At 40.7% G+C, this 14,639-nt stretch carries 18 protein-coding genes; 5 read left to right on the forward strand and 13 right to left on the reverse strand.

Features of this window, described 5'->3' with window-relative positions; all coding sequences use genetic code 11:
* Window positions 1–193: 193 nt before the first annotated feature.
* From V5M37_RS20175 to V5M37_RS20200, 6 genes are all read right to left on the reverse strand, one after another.
* Window positions 194–2,086: an ABC-F family ATP-binding cassette domain-containing protein gene (locus tag V5M37_RS20175; RefSeq protein ID WP_423798888.1), complete on the reverse strand. Its 1,893-nt coding sequence runs from the start codon at window positions 2,084–2,086 to the stop codon at window positions 194–196.
* A complete protein-coding gene (locus tag V5M37_RS20180) occupies window positions 2,083–2,733 on the reverse strand; it encodes an HD domain-containing protein (protein WP_423798889.1) in 651 nt (216 codons plus the stop codon). The genes V5M37_RS20175 and V5M37_RS20180 overlap by 4 nt, the downstream gene beginning before the upstream one ends.
* Before the next feature lie 98 nt (window positions 2,734–2,831).
* The gene (locus V5M37_RS20185) at window positions 2,832–3,680 is read right to left on the reverse strand and encodes a DegV family protein (protein WP_423798890.1); all 849 of its coding nucleotides are present in this window, start codon (window positions 3,678–3,680) and stop codon (window positions 2,832–2,834) included.
* A 116-nt stretch (window positions 3,681–3,796) separates the two neighbouring features.
* Complete coding sequence (locus V5M37_RS20190; RefSeq protein WP_423798891.1) at window positions 3,797–4,276, reverse strand: glutathione peroxidase; 480 nt, start codon at window positions 4,274–4,276, stop codon at window positions 3,797–3,799.
* A gap of 14 nt (window positions 4,277–4,290) precedes the next feature.
* Entirely contained in the window at window positions 4,291–4,824 is a 534-nt protein-coding gene (locus V5M37_RS20195) for a hypothetical protein (protein ID WP_423798892.1), read from the reverse strand.
* A 17-nt stretch (window positions 4,825–4,841) separates the two neighbouring features.
* Window positions 4,842–6,524 carry a formate--tetrahydrofolate ligase gene (locus V5M37_RS20200; protein WP_423802653.1) on the reverse strand — a complete coding sequence of 561 codons (1,683 nt, stop codon included), beginning with the start codon at window positions 6,522–6,524 and terminating at the stop codon, window positions 4,842–4,844.
* Window positions 6,525–6,751: 227 nt separating this feature from the next.
* Between V5M37_RS20200 and metA the strand changes: the two genes are divergently transcribed.
* Together metA and V5M37_RS20210 are read left to right on the forward strand one after the other, a co-directional pair.
* Window positions 6,752–7,660, forward strand: a complete 909-nt coding sequence (gene metA, locus V5M37_RS20205) for a homoserine O-acetyltransferase MetA (protein WP_423798893.1) — start codon at window positions 6,752–6,754, stop codon at window positions 7,658–7,660.
* A 37-nt stretch (window positions 7,661–7,697) separates the two neighbouring features.
* A complete protein-coding gene (locus V5M37_RS20210) occupies window positions 7,698–7,946 on the forward strand; it encodes a hypothetical protein (RefSeq protein ID WP_423802654.1) in 249 nt (82 codons plus the stop codon).
* A gap of 58 nt (window positions 7,947–8,004) precedes the next feature.
* On the opposite strand, the gene mntR is transcribed toward V5M37_RS20210, so the two are convergent.
* The 3 genes from mntR to V5M37_RS20225 all read right to left on the reverse strand — a co-directional run bounded on the left by mntR (window position 8,005) and on the right by V5M37_RS20225 (window position 11,109).
* The gene (gene mntR, locus V5M37_RS20215) at window positions 8,005–8,427 is read right to left on the reverse strand and encodes a transcriptional regulator MntR (RefSeq protein ID WP_378583869.1); all 423 of its coding nucleotides are present in this window, start codon (window positions 8,425–8,427) and stop codon (window positions 8,005–8,007) included.
* A 94-nt stretch (window positions 8,428–8,521) separates the two neighbouring features.
* Window positions 8,522–10,684 carry a DNA topoisomerase III gene (locus V5M37_RS20220; protein WP_423798894.1) on the reverse strand — a complete coding sequence of 721 codons (2,163 nt, stop codon included), beginning with the start codon at window positions 10,682–10,684 and terminating at the stop codon, window positions 8,522–8,524.
* Between the two features lie 161 nt (window positions 10,685–10,845).
* Window positions 10,846–11,109, reverse strand: a complete 264-nt coding sequence (locus V5M37_RS20225; protein WP_213145087.1) for a hypothetical protein — start codon at window positions 11,107–11,109, stop codon at window positions 10,846–10,848.
* Between the two features lie 261 nt (window positions 11,110–11,370).
* Here V5M37_RS20225 and cspD point away from each other — a divergent pair, with 261 nt between their 5' ends.
* On the forward strand, window positions 11,371–11,571 hold the full coding sequence (gene cspD / locus V5M37_RS20230; RefSeq protein WP_023627628.1) for a cold-shock protein CspD: 201 nt from the start codon (window positions 11,371–11,373) through the stop codon (window positions 11,569–11,571).
* A 43-nt stretch (window positions 11,572–11,614) separates the two neighbouring features.
* Here cspD and V5M37_RS20235 read toward each other — a convergent pair whose 3' ends face one another.
* Together V5M37_RS20235 and V5M37_RS20240 are read right to left on the reverse strand one after the other, a co-directional pair.
* Window positions 11,615–11,902 carry a zinc-finger domain-containing protein gene (locus V5M37_RS20235; protein ID WP_423798895.1) on the reverse strand — a complete coding sequence of 96 codons (288 nt, stop codon included), beginning with the start codon at window positions 11,900–11,902 and terminating at the stop codon, window positions 11,615–11,617.
* On the reverse strand, window positions 11,823–12,479 hold the full coding sequence (locus V5M37_RS20240) for a reverse transcriptase-like protein (protein ID WP_423798896.1): 657 nt from the start codon (window positions 12,477–12,479) through the stop codon (window positions 11,823–11,825). Before V5M37_RS20240 ends, V5M37_RS20235 begins: the two co-directional genes overlap by 80 nt.
* A gap of 178 nt (window positions 12,480–12,657) precedes the next feature.
* Here V5M37_RS20240 and V5M37_RS20245 point away from each other — a divergent pair, with 178 nt between their 5' ends.
* Window positions 12,658–13,578 (forward strand): DMT family transporter, encoded by a 921-nt coding sequence (locus V5M37_RS20245; RefSeq protein ID WP_423798897.1) that lies wholly within the window; start codon window positions 12,658–12,660, stop codon window positions 13,576–13,578.
* A gap of 33 nt (window positions 13,579–13,611) precedes the next feature.
* Here the strand turns inward: V5M37_RS20245 and V5M37_RS20250 are convergent, their stop codons facing one another.
* Both V5M37_RS20250 and V5M37_RS20255 read right to left on the reverse strand, forming a co-directional pair.
* Complete coding sequence (locus V5M37_RS20250; protein WP_423798898.1) at window positions 13,612–13,881, reverse strand: DUF6123 family protein; 270 nt, start codon at window positions 13,879–13,881, stop codon at window positions 13,612–13,614.
* Window positions 13,882–13,922: 41 nt separating this feature from the next.
* Window positions 13,923–14,414, reverse strand: coding sequence for a divergent PAP2 family protein (locus V5M37_RS20255; protein ID WP_423798899.1), 492 nt, complete (start codon window positions 14,412–14,414; stop codon window positions 13,923–13,925).
* Window positions 14,415–14,496: 82 nt separating this feature from the next.
* Between V5M37_RS20255 and sspL the strand changes: the two genes are divergently transcribed.
* Complete coding sequence (gene sspL, locus V5M37_RS20260; RefSeq protein ID WP_213120425.1) at window positions 14,497–14,637, forward strand: small, acid-soluble spore protein L; 141 nt, start codon at window positions 14,497–14,499, stop codon at window positions 14,635–14,637.
* Window positions 14,638–14,639 lie beyond the last annotated feature (2 nt).

The following is a 14,639-nucleotide window of genomic DNA, read 5'->3' on the forward strand; positions in this document are numbered from 1 at the left end:
TAATAAATGGTTAGTTCTCATTTTCTATTTCCATGGTAATTGTAGATATCCTTTGAAAATTTGTAGATATCATCATTATTTTTGTAGATAAATTTCAAGAAATGTAGATATCACAAAAAAATTGTAGATATCTGCCTAATTTTTGTAGATATATTTCCAAGTTACAAAAAAGAGCACGCACTAAGGCGTACTCTCACTCATTTTCAGCTAATTCGGCCAAATATGACCATCTTTCGATTAAATACTCCAATTTTTCGTTTAGCTCAGTTTCCTTTTTCATTAAATCCTGCAATTTTGAAAAATCGCTGCCCGCTCCCGCCATTTCGATCGCAACTTCTTCAAGCCTCGCTTCAGTTTTGGAAATAATTTCATCAATTTCTTCCCACTCTTTTTTCTCTTTAAAGGTCATTCTCTTCTTTTTTTCCTTTTCATGGGCTTTTGAAGAAGGAGTGGATGTGGATGCCGGTTTCATAACTTCCTTGGCAACCGTTTCCTTTTCTAAATACTCCGTATAATTCCCGAAAAAGAAATCAATCTGCCCTTCGCCTTGTAAAACTAAAAGCTGTTCGGCGACTTTATCAAGAAAATATCGGTCGTGGGAAACAGTAATCACGACACCTGGAAACTCCTCAAGGTAGTCTTCCAAAACCGTCAATGTCTGAGTATCAAGATCGTTGGTCGGCTCATCAAGCAGCAAGACATTCGGTGCTGTCATCAGGATTTTCAATAAATACAAACGGCGTTTCTCCCCCCCCGACAGCTTGCGAATTGGCGTCCCATGCGTATATGGAGGAAATAAAAAGCGCTCGAGCATTTGTGCCGCGGAAATCGTCTTCCCGTCTGATGTCTCGACGATTTGCGCTGTTTCCTTAATATATTCAATCATCCGCTTATTTTCATCCATATCCTCGCTTTCCTGGGTATAGTAGGCGATTTTCACAGTAGCACCCAAATTAAACTCTCCCTCATCAAGAGGGATGCGCTTCGCGAGGATATTTAATAATGTCGATTTACCAGTTCCGTTCCTACCGATAATGCCAATTCTGTCCCCCGGTTTGACAAGCAAATCAAAGTGGTTAAGGATTGCCTTTTCACCATACCGCTTGGATGCATCTTTTAGTTCAAATACCTGCTTACCTAAGCGGCTGCCATTCAAAGAAATATCAAGCCTTTCACCTGACGACTTTCCGCTTGAGAGCTTTTCGTCAAGCTCTTCAAAACGCTGAATCCGCGCCTTTTGTTTCGTCGTCCTCGCCTTTGCCCCGCGCCGGATCCATTCCAGTTCTCGTCTGAACAGGTTCTTTCTTTTTTCAAATGTGGCCGCCTCATTTTCCTCGCGGATCGCTTTAGCCTCCAGAAAAGCGGCATAATTGCCTTTATAGCTGTATAAATTGCCGCCATCAAGCTCAAACATCCGATTGGTAACCCGATCCAAAAAGTAGCGGTCATGGGTGACGAGGAGGATGGAGCCCTTATATCTGCTCAAGTAATCCTCAAGCCACTTAACGCTATCAAAATCGAGGTGGTTTGTCGGTTCATCCAATATAAGCAAATCGGGTTCAGCGATTAATACCTGTGCCAACGCAACCCGTTTCTTCTGGCCCCCGGACAAACTGCCAACTCTTTGGGTAAAATCTTCAATGCCCAATTTTGTTAAGACCGACTTGGCATTTGTGCTTGCATCCCAGGCGTCCAAAGCATCCATCTGCTTCTGCAGACGGAAAAGTTCATCCTGAAGTTTCACATCATCTGGTGCAGCATTTAGCTCCATAAGTATATTTTCATATTCCCGCATCAGCTTAAGGATTGGCGCATCCCCATCAAAAACTTGTTCTAGTATAGTCCGGTCCATTTCAAAATCAGGCTGCTGCGACAGGTAAGTAATGGAATAATCTTTACCGGAAATGATTTTTCCTTCATCAGGCACATCTAAACCTGCCACGATTTTTAACAATGAAGATTTTCCAGTTCCATTTACTCCAATCAGCCCGACACGTTCTTTTTCGCCGATGGTAAACGAAATAGTAGAAAATAATTGCTTTTCTCCGTATGTTTTTGAAACATTTTCGACTGTCAGCATTTTCATGATTGTTGACCATTCCATTCACGGTAAAATTGTTCTAAAAACGATTGCATCATTTGCTGCCTTGGCTCTGCCATTTGCATTGCCGTCTCGGTATTCAATAAATCTTTTAATTTTAATAATTTTTCATAGAAATGATGGATGCTCGTTGATTTTCCTTTTCGATATTCTTCCTGGCTCATTGTTTCCCTCACCATGATAGCCGGGTCATAGATGGACTGCCCTTTTTTGCCGCCGTAAGCAAAGGCTCTTGCAATGCCTATCGCGCCGATGGCATCCAGCCGATCTGCATCCTGAACAATTTTTGCTTCCACCGATGAAAGCTTGCTGCCATGACCGCCTTTATAGGAAATAGAAAAAATTATCTCCCTAATGTGATTTTTTTCAACTTCCTTGAGGGGGATCGTCTCCATAAAGCTCTCAAGTTTCTGTTTCCCTGCTTCTTCGCTATAATTCAGCTTTTCATCAGGAATATCATGAAGCAAGGCAGCCATTTCTATGATAAATGGGTCGCCCTGCTGTTCTGCCTTGCTAATATATATGGCATTCCGTCTGACACGGTCCACATGGAACCAGTCATGACCGGTCGAATCCTCACCTAATTGATTGCGGACAAATTCTTCCGTCTGCTCTATAATTTTGTCTATCAAATTTAGCACCTGCCTTTATCCTTGCTATTTTAACACGAATATCAGCCAAACAAGAAAAAATAACCCCGAAAAAGCGAGGTTATCTTTTTATAGCATTTTTATTTTAATCCATTAAACCAGCTGATGCCGAGTGTATTTTCCCCTGCATGGACACCGATGACGGCCCCTAATGGTGCATCAAGTACATTCAGTTCCGGATAGCGTGTTTGTATTTCCTGCCGCCAATCAACTGTATGCTCTTCATGCAGACCATACAATAAATACACTTCTTTAAAGTGATGCAATTCATAAGCCTGTTTAAAATATTCGAGAATTTTATCCTTGGCCTTTTTCTCGGTGCGGACTTTCTCCTTCACATACAAGGCTCCATTATCAAATGAAATCACTGGCTTGACGTTTAACATGCTGCCCAGAAAGAATTGCACGCCCGACATTCTGCCGCCGCGGTGAAGCTGCTCGAGACTTCCAATCAATACGTATGTTTCGTTTGTATCTCTTATTTCTCCCATTTTTTTGATGACGTGTTCGAGATTATGACCTTCCGCCAATAATTCCATTCCTTTTTTCATCAATGCCGACATTGGCAGAGTAAGAATATTTGAATCAAAAATTGTTACTGGGATATCCACCAGCTTTGCGGCTTGCTCACTGGAAGAAACTGTACCGCTCAGCTTCCCGGAAAGATGGACAGCAACAATTTGGTCATAATCTTTAGAAAGCCGTTCGAACACTTCCTGAAAAGCCCCCACTGAAGGCTGGGATGTCTTAGGCGGGCTTTTAAGGTGCTTTAACCTCTCAAACAATTCATGTGAAGACAAGTCAATCCCATCTGCAAATACCTCTCCGTCAAGAATAACGGATAATGGAACACTATATATATCAGGATGTTTTTTTAATTCTGCGTCTAAATAAGCGGTGCTATCAGTCACCCATGCCGTTTTAACCACGGTCATCTCCCCTTGCTGGAATTTTAGTACCTACTACTAATAGTAACTGTAGTTCTGAATATTGTAAATATTTATAACACCTAAAACAAACAAACCGGCAAAATGCCGGCTTGTCATTAGCTAAGTAGTGCTTCGATATCTTTGGCAATCTCACTTGGCTTTACGTTCGGTGCAAAACGTTTTACAACATTTCCTTTTTGGTCAACAAGAAATTTTGTAAAGTTCCACTTGACTGTATTAAAACCCAAGATTCCCGGTGTCTGCTTTCTTATATAGACGAACAGCGGGTGAGCGTATACGCCATTTACATCGACCTTTGCAAACATCGGAAAGGTGACGCCGTAATTTAATTCACAAAAGGATTTAATATCTGCTTCCGTCCCCGGCTCCTGACTCATAAACTGATTGCAAGGAAAACCCAGAACCGAGAAACCCTTTTCTTTATACGCTTCATAAAGTCCTTGAAGCTCCCGATACTGAGGTGTAAAACCGCACTTACTGGCAGTGTTGACAATGAGCAGAACCTTCCCATCAAATTGCTTTAGTGAAATTTCCTCTCCATCTATAGCTTTCGCCTTAAACTGATAGATTGACATCCAAGTCTCCCCCTTTAGCTGCCACTTCCGTATTCCTCAAGTTGTTGTAAAGTGGCAATCATAAATTCCGTCATCTCAGCAAAGTCCTCCATTTGCTCCTCTTTGACAATTCTCTCAAAGTCAATGGAAATGACTAAGCGGATATTTTTTGACTTTTCTAAAGGGTTATATTCAACAGACTGGGAGATTTTCCTTGTTTCCCCCCAAATATTTCGGAAAATTTTATATAATCCGTAAAAATCCCTTTGGTTTTCAGGGAGTTCGAGTGAAAATTGCAGCTTCACATAGCACCCGGCATTCTGCTCTGAAAGTGACTCTGGAAGGAGTTCCGCTGCTAAGTTGTTAAGCCTTGCTTCTAATTCCATTTTCGCATGTATCGGAAGCCTGCTTTCTCTTAAACCAAAGCTGATCGTAAACAATCGGGACATTTTCGCTAGATTAAGCCAATCATTGCGATCGGTTACAAGGATTTCACCGCTCATATCCAAATCATAAAGGGCGCCTTCGATTACGACCTTCATGTTATCAAAGGCTGTTGGATCAAACATACTGCTCTTCGACTCCTTTAGAATAGACCTACCGCATTCCCATTTTCATCTACATCCATATTCAAGGCCGCCGGTTTTTTCGGCAGGCCTGGCATCGTCATAACCTCACCGGTTAAAGCAACGATAAATCCTGCACCTATTGATGGTTTGAATTCCCTTACCGTAACGGTAAAATCTGATGGTCTGCCAAGCTTTGCCGGATCGTCCGATAGGGAATACTGCGTTTTCGCCATACAAACAGCTAAGTAGGACCAGCCATTTTTTTCAAAATCCTGCATTTGTTTTTTTGCTTTTGGCGAAAACTCAACATCTTTGCCGCCGTAAACCTTTTGGACGATGGTTCTTATCTTCTTATCAATCGGGTCTGCCATGTCATATAAAGGGTGGAAATTGTTCTTTTCCTTACTTATGACAGACAAAAGGGTCTCAGCCAGTTCAATTCCGCCTTCGCCTCCCTTTTCCCAAACCTCTGTCAAAGCGGCGGAGACGTTTTCCCGTTTGCACCATTCTAGCAGTGTCTGGATTTCAAGGTCGGAATCTGTGATAAATTTATTTACGGCGACAACAACCGGCAGCCCAAAGCTTTTAATCGTTTCAATATGTTTTTGCAAATTGGCAAAGCCAAGTGTCAGCGCCGGAATATTTTCCTCTGCTAAATCCTGCTTCGCCACACCGCCATGCATTTTTAAAGCCCGAATGGTAGCGACAATGACAACAGCCTCAGGTTTAATCCCGGCTATTCTCGATTTGATATGTAAAAACTTTTCCGCTCCCAAATCGGCCCCAAAACCCGCTTCCGTGACCACGTAATCAGCTAATTTTGCTGCAGTCAGTGTCGCAATCACACTGTTACAGCCATGTGCGATATTCGCAAAAGGACCGCCGTGGACTAGGGCCGGCGTATGTTCAATGGTTTGGACAAGGTTTGGTTTTACCGCATCTTTTAATAACAAAGTTAATGCCCCTGAAACCCCTAAATCACCGACCGTTACTGGTTCCTTATTGTAATTGTAGGCGACTACCATCCTCGCTAACCGTGATTTCAAGTCTTTTATATCTGTTGCTAAACATAATACTGCCATGATTTCAGACGCAACCGTGATGTCAAAGCCATCCTCCCTTGGCATTCCCTGAAGCGGTCCGCCAAGACCTACAATAACCTTCCGGAGGGCCCGGTCATTTAAATCTACCGCTCTTTTCCAAACAATTCTGCGCGGATCGATATTAAGCTCGTTCCCTTGCTGAAGGTGGTTATCAATAAACGCAGCAAGGGCATTGTTTGCCGTCGTTATTGCATGAAGGTCGCCGGTAAAATGCAGGTTTATATCCTCCATAGGGAGAACTTGAGCATAGCCTCCTCCGGCAGCCCCTCCCTTAATGCCCATCGTCGGACCCAAGGACGGCTCCCGTATCGCAATCATCGTTTTTTTGCCAATCCGATTAAAAGCATCTCCCAATCCAACAGTGACCGTCGATTTCCCTTCTCCGGCAGGGGTTGGACTAATCGCCGTTACGAGAATAATTTTCCCGCTTTCTTTTGTTTTTAATTTGGCCAGTGCATCGGTGGACAGCTTTGCTTTATATTTGCCATACAGTTCAAGATCATCTTCTTCAAGCCCCAGCCTATTTGCAACATCTACAATCGGCAGCATTTTTGAGCCTTGAGCAATTTCAATGTCCGATTTCACACTAATCTCCATTGCCAATTCAATCCCCCGCAATCTTTATATTTAAAAGTAACTACCTTTAAATTGTATCAAAAAGGCGTTTTCATTCCGACAGATAATTATGAACAAATTATTATCTTTTCTGAATTTAGAATAATGTTTATAATAGAATTATCAAATTTTAAAAATATTCATTGATTTCTTTTATTAACCATTGTATAAATGAATATAACTTTTTTAATTGTAAAGGGGATGGTCACTTGCCTATTAACATTCCGAAACTGCTTCCAGCCCGGGAAGTTTTAGACCAGGAAAACATTTTTATCATGGACGATGAACGGGCGACGAGCCAAGATATCCGGCCATTAAAGATTTTAATCTTAAATTTAATGCCAGAGAAGGAAAAAGCGGAAACGCAGCTGTTAAGGCTATTGGGAAACTCTCCGCTCCAGGTTAATGTCAAATTTTTAAAAACATCCTCGTATGAATCCACTCATACTAGCAAGCAGCATTTAGAGATGTTTTACACAACCTTCTCTGAAGTTAAGAATCAAAAATTTGATGGGATGATTATTACCGGTGCGCCTGTCGAGTTATTAGAATTCGAACAGGTTAAATATTGGTCGGAATTAACCGAAATCATGGATTGGACCAAAACTAATGTTACCTCGACACTACATATTTGCTGGGGAGCACAAGCCGCGCTTTTCCATCATTATGGAATTAGAAAATTCGAGCTTACACGGAAATGCTCCGGTATTTATTCCCATCGAATTTTTGAACAAAATGATATTTTATTACGGGGCTTTGATGATCAATTCTATGCACCGCACTCACGCTATACGGATGTTTCAATTGAGGCCATCAAAAGCAACCCTCAGTTAAAATTATTAGCTGCTTCCGAGGATGCAGGCGCATTATTAATCGCCTCAACAGACCGAAGGCATGTCATGATTACCGGTCATTTAGAATATGAATCTGATACATTAGCACTGGAATATGACAGAGACTTATCTAAGGGCCTCGAAATTCACATGCCGGAAAACTATTTTCCAAATAACGACCCGACCCAGCCTCCAATTAATCGCTGGCGCTCTCATGGCCATTTGTTCTTTTCAAACTGGCTCAATTATTATGTCTATCAGGAAACCCCATTTTTTTGGGGATAAAGCATCGGGATTTCCCGATGTTTTTTTTTTGATTGTTATGACCAAAATAGAGGTGGAAAAGGAGGGATATAGAATCGAATCCATTGTCGGACTTCACCGCAATCATCTTGGGGAAATTATTAGTTTCATTACCTCTGAGGGGCGTGTAATCTCATATCGAAAAGCATTACTCGAAGCAGAGAGCGGATTACTAGCAGGCATACAAATGCAGGAGGATGGAAGCGGAAATGCCTATTTAAGCCCTGCTGAGGAAGATAGCTTTGACCATTATCCAGTCCTATTTTAAATGAAAACTCGCCCCCTATTTGCTAAAAGAGGCAGTCATCTGACCGCCTCTTCTTTCATTATTCATTCTCATTTATTTTCTGAATTTCTCTTAAGGCGTCTATCCGTTTTTCGTCTTCTTCAAAAAACTGGACCAAATCACCGATCCGATCAATGGAATCCCAGCTCAAATGATGCTCAATTCCCTCTACATCCTTATAGATGTTTTCCTCTTTCACGCCAATGATTTTAAGGAATTGCTCAAGCAAATCATGGCGGAAAACTAGCCGTTTGCCAATTTTATTCCCTTTTGTTGTTAAGCTGAAGCCTCTATATTTTTCATACACCAAATAATCATCTTTATCGAGCTTTTGAACCATTTTTGTTACCGAGGAGGGATGAACGGACAATGCTTCGGCAATATCGGAAACCCTGGCATATCCTTTTTCTTCTATCAAATTATAAATTTGTTCAATATAATCTTCCATACTGGGTGTTGGCATCCGATACCCTCCATTAAACAGAATCACCTAAAAGTTTACTATAGAAAAATAAGAGTGACAAGATTCTTTATCACAATAACTCCTCAGCCAACCTTTAGACAGTTGCGTTTTCAAATATAAATTTCACTCGCTTTTCCTTCTCATCTAAATACAGTCTGGCATTAAAGGTTTTCTCATTATTGGTAAAGCCTTCAATGACCTCGGTTTTTCCTTCTGTCAAAAGCAGCTTTACATTTTTCTGCGTTATATTTTTCCCAAGAATTTTTTTTGAAATCGTAAAGTTACACTTATTTTTTTGATAGTTCGTACAGCCGTAAAAACTTCCTTTGTCGACCATCGTACCGTCACATTTCTTACATGGTCCAAGCTTAGTCTGAGTTTTCTTTGCCCCCCGTTTACCAGGTGTGAAATTTTCGCTTAGTTCCTTAGAAAACGTCCAATTAACCGCCTGATCAACTCCGGTCGTAATTAAATGGTGAACCATCTTTTTCGTTTGCTCCATAAATTGCTTTGGGGAGGCTGAGCCCTCTGAAATTTCCTTCAACTTCTGCTCCCATTTTGCGGTCATTTCCGGCGATGCGAGAATTTCCTTGCCGACCGCTTCAATGAGAATTTTAGCCTTTGCCGTTGCGTAAACCAGATTTTTTCTAACCTCGATATATGCCCTGTCTTTGAGCATGGTGATAATTCCAGCTCTTGTCGCCTCTGTTCCAAGCCCCTCGGTCTTGGTCAGAATTTTCTCCAGCTCTTTATCCTCAATATGCTTGCCGGCTGTCTTCATCAGTGTAATCAGCTGTCCTTCAGTATAACGCTTTGGAGGTTGTGTCTGGCTTTCCTTCACGTCCACTTTGATTGTTTTGCCTTGTTCCCCTTTTGCCAGCGGCGGCAGCGACGGCTCGTCATCCTGTTCCTTTTGATTGATGACCTTCCTCCAGCCCTCATCAATTTGCACTTTCCCCTTCGAGACAAACTTTGCCCGCCCATCTACTAACGTAATGACGGTCGTATATTCAAAAATGGCCTTTTGGTAATGAGCGGCAATTAAACTCTTAACCACCAGGTCATATAGTTTTTGTTCATCAGCGGATAACTTTTCAATATTCGGTATTTGTTCCGTCGGGATAACCGCATAGTGGTCTGTCACTTTTTTCTCGTTTACATATCTTTTATTTTCCGCTATTGAATCAACAGGTAATGGGAAAAAGCCTTGATATTCTTTTAGATGGCTTAATTTTTTTAGAGTATCGGGGAAATTGGCCGCTTCCTCTTTCGTCACATAACGAGAATCGGAACGAGGGTAAGATACATATCCTTTTTGGTAAAGCTGCTGCAGAACATCCAAAGTTTTTTTCGGTGAAAATTTATAACGTTTATTGGCATCAGCCTGCAATGCAGATAAGTTATAGAGAAGCGGCGGTAAAAACTCTTTCCGCTCACATTGAACATCGTCCACTTCCGCGTTCTTCCCACGGCAAAATGCTGCTACCTTTTCTGCCATCTCCTTGGTGTTAACACGAGTTTCACCGTCGTTTTGCCATTTGCCCGTGTACTTTTTATCATTAATTAAAAATTGTGCCACAACTTCCCAAAACGGTTCAGATTTAAAATTTTCAATCTCTAACTCCCTCTTTACAATCAATGCTAGCGTAGGAGTTTGTACTCTTCCCACTGAAAAAACATCAGAAAAGCCCTGTTTCTGAAGGAGCAGGCTGTACAGTCTTGAAGCATTCATTCCCACTACCCAATCTGCACAGGCCCGGGTATAGGCTTCAAAATAAAGATTTCGGGTGTCTGTTTCTTCCAGCAGCTTTTTAAAGCCTTCCCGAATAGAATTGGGGGTTAGCGAAGAAATCCACAGCCTTTTCATTGGCTTACGGCAATTTGTCAGTCTTAAAATATTGCGGATAATTAGTTCCCCTTCCCTTCCTGCGTCACCGGCATGGATAATATCGGTCACTTGCGGGTCGGATACTAATTTTTTTATCACAGCAAATTGCTTCGCTTTGTCCTTCGTTACTTCATAATTAAAATGCTCTGGTATAATCGGCAGATTCGTTAAGGACCACTTCTTCCATTCCAGCTGATATTTCTCTGGCTGAACTAATTGACAAATATGCCCAATGGCCCAAGTAACATAGCCCCCATCAGGAAAAAGCTCGTTTGGAAAAATCTCAATAAAACCATTTTGTCTTTTATGTTTAAAGATGGATGCAAGGGTAGAGCCTTGATCAGGTTTTTCGGCAATGATTAGTTTCATCATAATTACTCCCTTTTGTTAATACATCTCCGCCTATCATTTTACATCTATTGCTCTTCCCCGTATAGTTTGGACACGAAAATTCCACACACAAAAAACCCCCTTCAGATTAGAAAAAACTGAAAGGGTTTTTATGATTGTATTTCCCTGAGCTGGTTAACTCATGCCTCCTGACTATACCAATTCTCTTCCGGAATAATATTTGAAACGGTTAAGATAAGAGAGGGCATTCGTTCTACATCAAATATAATGGCGCCTATTTTCTTCGTAAACATGATAAAGGCGCTGCCATGTGGAAATTTTCCAAGCTCCTCCCCGATATGGAGCAACGACATAATTATCGCTTGTTTTTCAACTTCTTCAATCGAAACCTGCGGAGAGAACCGTAATATCCATTCCTCGCCCTCAATTGAAAATCGAAACACTTACATCCCCACCCCAGCATGGAAAAGTTATTAGTTAAACATATTGAGGAAAGGTTTGTTTTATGTCCATCATTCAAAAAACGTTTTAATTTTTGAGGAAAAACCTACCTCCATTTCTTGACTGGCCATATTTGATATTGTATATTTAAAGCATCATGAAATCGAATACATTTGCTTATGCTCTTGTTTTGTTCCATGATAATATTTATTCTCTGGCACCATATATGAGGGTGTCCTGAAAGGCTTAGGAGGAAGAAGTACATGCAAAATGGTAAAGTAAAATGGTTCAACAACGAAAAGGGCTTCGGATTTATCGAAGTTGAAGGCGGAGACGATGTATTCGTACACTTCAGCGCTATCCAAGGCGACGGCTATAAATCATTAGAAGAAGGCCAAGAAGTTTCTTTCGAAATCGTCGAAGGAAACCGCGGACCTCAAGCTGCTAACGTTGTAAAATTATAATCAATCATAAATCTTGAAAGGCTGACAGGATTGTCAGCCTTTTTTACGTCAGCCTTTTTCCATATTCCTGAATTTTTTGCCCGACGGTACATTGTGAAATGCAAAACCGGTGGGCCGTTCTCCGGCCCCCTTCCCTTTTTAGCTGCCGATGTACAAAACAGCCTTCACAGTATTCATTCAGCAAATGTTCCACTTGAGTAAAAAGAGCTTTTCTGGCTGATTCTTTCACAAAGATTAGACACCCCGTTCCATTATAGAATAATCGTTTTCGCAAAGATATTTTTTCCTTCCAACGCCTGGGTTGCAAGCTTATCAGCTTCTTTATTGTCATTTCGTGGGATAGCTGTGTATTTTGGATAAATGCCAAGTTGTTTAATTTTTTCCTCAATCCGGTCCAGCCAACGGTTCAAGTTTTCTTCATAACAAGGCCATTCACCCTCCAGCTGTTTTAATACGACCTGGGAGTCACCTTTAAATTCGCATGATTGATGCTGCACACCTAGATCTTCCAAAATATTAAGGGCAAAATAAAAAGCGGCATATTCTGCCTCGTTGTTTGTATCCATTTCATCAAAAAGTTCATTGGCGCGAATACGGTATTTCTTTTTTCCCTGCTGAAAAAAGATAACTGCGCCAAGACCAGCCCGATTGGTTTCCTTGTGAAATCCGCCATCAAAATAAACGGTTATTTCTTGAGGTTCCTCTTCTATCTCTGTCAGCAGCTTTTTCATTTCCTTTAAAATCCAAGATGTCCCTTTTTCATCATAAAAATACAGGTCGACCGCTTTCCCCGATCGCTCGAGCTCTTCCCCAAGCTGGACAGCTGTTTCAGCGGAAGCCCAGTCGGAAGTACATTTCACTTTTTCATTACTTTTTAATTTATGCACCCATTCAAGCTTATATTTCACTGATATTCAACCTTTCTAATTGATTGTTATGGTAAATAATGTATCTATTTATATAAATTCATTTATATCATACCCAGAAGCGTCATAGAAAATATTTTCCTGCAACGTATAAGTAATATATGATAAACTTTCAGTTAGGTAATGATGGGGGAATTTTGAAAACGGAGGCACAAGCACCATGAAAAAACCACTGTTCGCAGATTTAAGCCTGCTTTTAGTGACAATGATTTGGGGAATGACATTTGTTTTAGTGCAAAATGCGATAGACTTTTTGGAGCCATTTGCGTTTAATGGAATACGCTTCTTTATTGCCGCAGTTTTGCTCATTTTCGCTTTAATCCTATTTGAAAGAAAGCAGCTTAAACAAATAAATATAAAATTAATTATTTCCGGAGTTTTTATTGGGTTTTGGCTCTATTTGGGTTATGTTACGCAAACAATCGGCCTTTTGTATACAACATCTTCGAAAGCCGGTTTTATCACCGGGCTCAGTGTTGTTCTTGTCCCTTTATTTTCGATGTTTTTAATGAAACAAATTCCAGGTAAAAACGCGATTTTTGGTGTTTTTACGGCGACTGTTGGCTTGTTTCTGCTGACCCTGACGGATATATCAGCATTAAATATTGGTGATGGATTTGTTTTTGTTTGTGCCATCAGCTTTGCGATGCATATTATTTTAACAGGAAAATTCTCAAGCAGATATCCTACTTTACTTTTGACTGTTATCCAAATCTCAACTGTTGCTAATCTTTCGACTATTTCTTCTTTCATTTTTGAAGATTGGCGGAAGTCATTTCGGACTGACATTTTATTATCACAAGATGTTTTGATTGCTTTGGTTATTACCAGTATTTTTGCAACAGCAATTGCTTTCTTTATTCAAACAAATTTTCAAAAGTATACATCTGCAACAAGGGTTGCCCTTATTTTTGCCATGGAGCCGGTTTTTGCAGCCATTACGGGCTATTTCTGGGCGCAGGAACGTTTATCCTCCAGCGCTTTAATTGGCTGCATCCTTATTTTTATGGGAATGATTTTCGCCGAACTGCCGGCTAAGAAAATCTTCATATTAAGAAAAAACAAGAGTATCGGAAGCTAAAAAGGGGCTGACTTTAATGGTCAGCCTCCTTTTTTAGATTGCCAACAATTCGTGATTTTTCACAAAACTGATGGCGTCTTTTCTGTTGTTTATTTGATTTTGGATAAAGGTTTCCAGTAAGGAAACATAAAAGCTGCCATCAAAGCTTTTCTGTGCTTTTAAGGTCAGTTCAATTGCTATAATAATCATCTCATCGGAAGCATTTGTGTAATGTTTTCCGAAGTAAATAAAGCCGATTGCATCCTCTTGAAATTGGAAGCCTTTTCCCTTCAAGTAATGCAAATACTCCTCAACCGTCCGCACTGATAATCCAACCCTCTCCCGTAAATCTAGAAATATCCCCTTTAAAATCTTAGCTTAAATTTCGACATTTTTCTATCTTTTTCTGTGCATTTATGACCAATTATCCCGACCAATACTCCTAAAAGCGCGCCGCCTAGCACTTCCTCAGGCTGATGGCCCAGGACTTCCTTCAGCTTTGTTGGCGGCTTTTCTTTAAACTCTACACTTTCTTTTTCATTGATTTTGTCGATTAATTCATTCATTGAATTTACTCTTAACGTCAGTTCACCCGTTTGCCTACGGACTCCTTGGGCATCATACATAACAATTAAGCCATAGATAAGGGACAAAGCAAAATCAATGGTCGGCAATCCCCTTTTTAATGCGATATAGGTGGTTAGAGTAGCGACTCCTGCAGAATGGGAGCTTGGCATTCCACCTGTTCCAAAAAAGACTTCCGGCCGCCATTCCTTCTTTTTGAAATAATGAATCGGAATTTTCATCCCCTGAGCGAGTCCAATGCTTAAAAGTGCTAAATAAACAGCCTTGTTCATTTGATCACCTCTACCTTTATTGTGAAGAAAGATGAGTTTAATTATTCTGGATGGAGATACTAAAAAAGTGGAGGTGACTTGTATGACCAAAAAGGTAAGCAATAACCGCGGCGCTAAAGCACCTGGTGTAAATCCACAAGGATATGGCCAGGATGCCGAGTTTGCTGAAGAGCCAAAAAGCAAACTGGAAAATAGAGCAAAGAAATCAAATACAAAAATATAAAA

This window comes from Neobacillus sp. SAB-20_R2A, from assembly GCF_049568635.1.
In the GTDB taxonomy this organism is placed as follows: Bacteria; Bacillota; Bacilli; order Bacillales; family Cytobacillaceae; genus Neobacillus; species Neobacillus citreus.

Bases quoted from the DNA above. Each gene is read 5' to 3' on its own strand.
- sspL (WP_213120425.1), top strand. From the start codon at position 14,497: ATGACCAAAAAGGTAAGCAATAACCGCGGCGCTAAAGCACCTGGTGTA.
- V5M37_RS20210 (WP_423802654.1), top strand. From the start codon at position 7,698: ATGACCAAAATAGAGGTGGAAAAGGAGGGATATAGAATCGAATCCATT.
- V5M37_RS20255 (WP_423798899.1), bottom strand. From the start codon at position 14,414: ATGAACAAGGCTGTTTATTTAGCACTTTTAAGCATTGGACTCGCTCAG.
- V5M37_RS20200 (WP_423802653.1), bottom strand. From the start codon at position 6,524: ATGGAGATTAGTGTGAAATCGGACATTGAAATTGCTCAAGGCTCAAAA.
- V5M37_RS20195 (WP_423798892.1), bottom strand. From the start codon at position 4,824: ATGTTTGATCCAACAGCCTTTGATAACATGAAGGTCGTAATCGAAGGC.
- V5M37_RS20175 (WP_423798888.1), bottom strand. From the start codon at position 2,086: ATGAAAATGCTGACAGTCGAAAATGTTTCAAAAACATACGGAGAAAAG.
- V5M37_RS20245 (WP_423798897.1), top strand. From the start codon at position 12,658: ATGAAAAAACCACTGTTCGCAGATTTAAGCCTGCTTTTAGTGACAATG.
- mntR (WP_378583869.1), bottom strand. From the start codon at position 8,427: ATGCCAACACCCAGTATGGAAGATTATATTGAACAAATTTATAATTTG.
- cspD (WP_023627628.1), top strand. From the start codon at position 11,371: ATGCAAAATGGTAAAGTAAAATGGTTCAACAACGAAAAGGGCTTCGGA.
- V5M37_RS20220 (WP_423798894.1), bottom strand. From the start codon at position 10,684: ATGAAACTAATCATTGCCGAAAAACCTGATCAAGGCTCTACCCTTGCA.
- V5M37_RS20190 (WP_423798891.1), bottom strand. From the start codon at position 4,276: ATGTCAATCTATCAGTTTAAGGCGAAAGCTATAGATGGAGAGGAAATT.
- V5M37_RS20235 (WP_423798895.1), bottom strand. From the start codon at position 11,902: ATGACAATAAAGAAGCTGATAAGCTTGCAACCCAGGCGTTGGAAGGAA.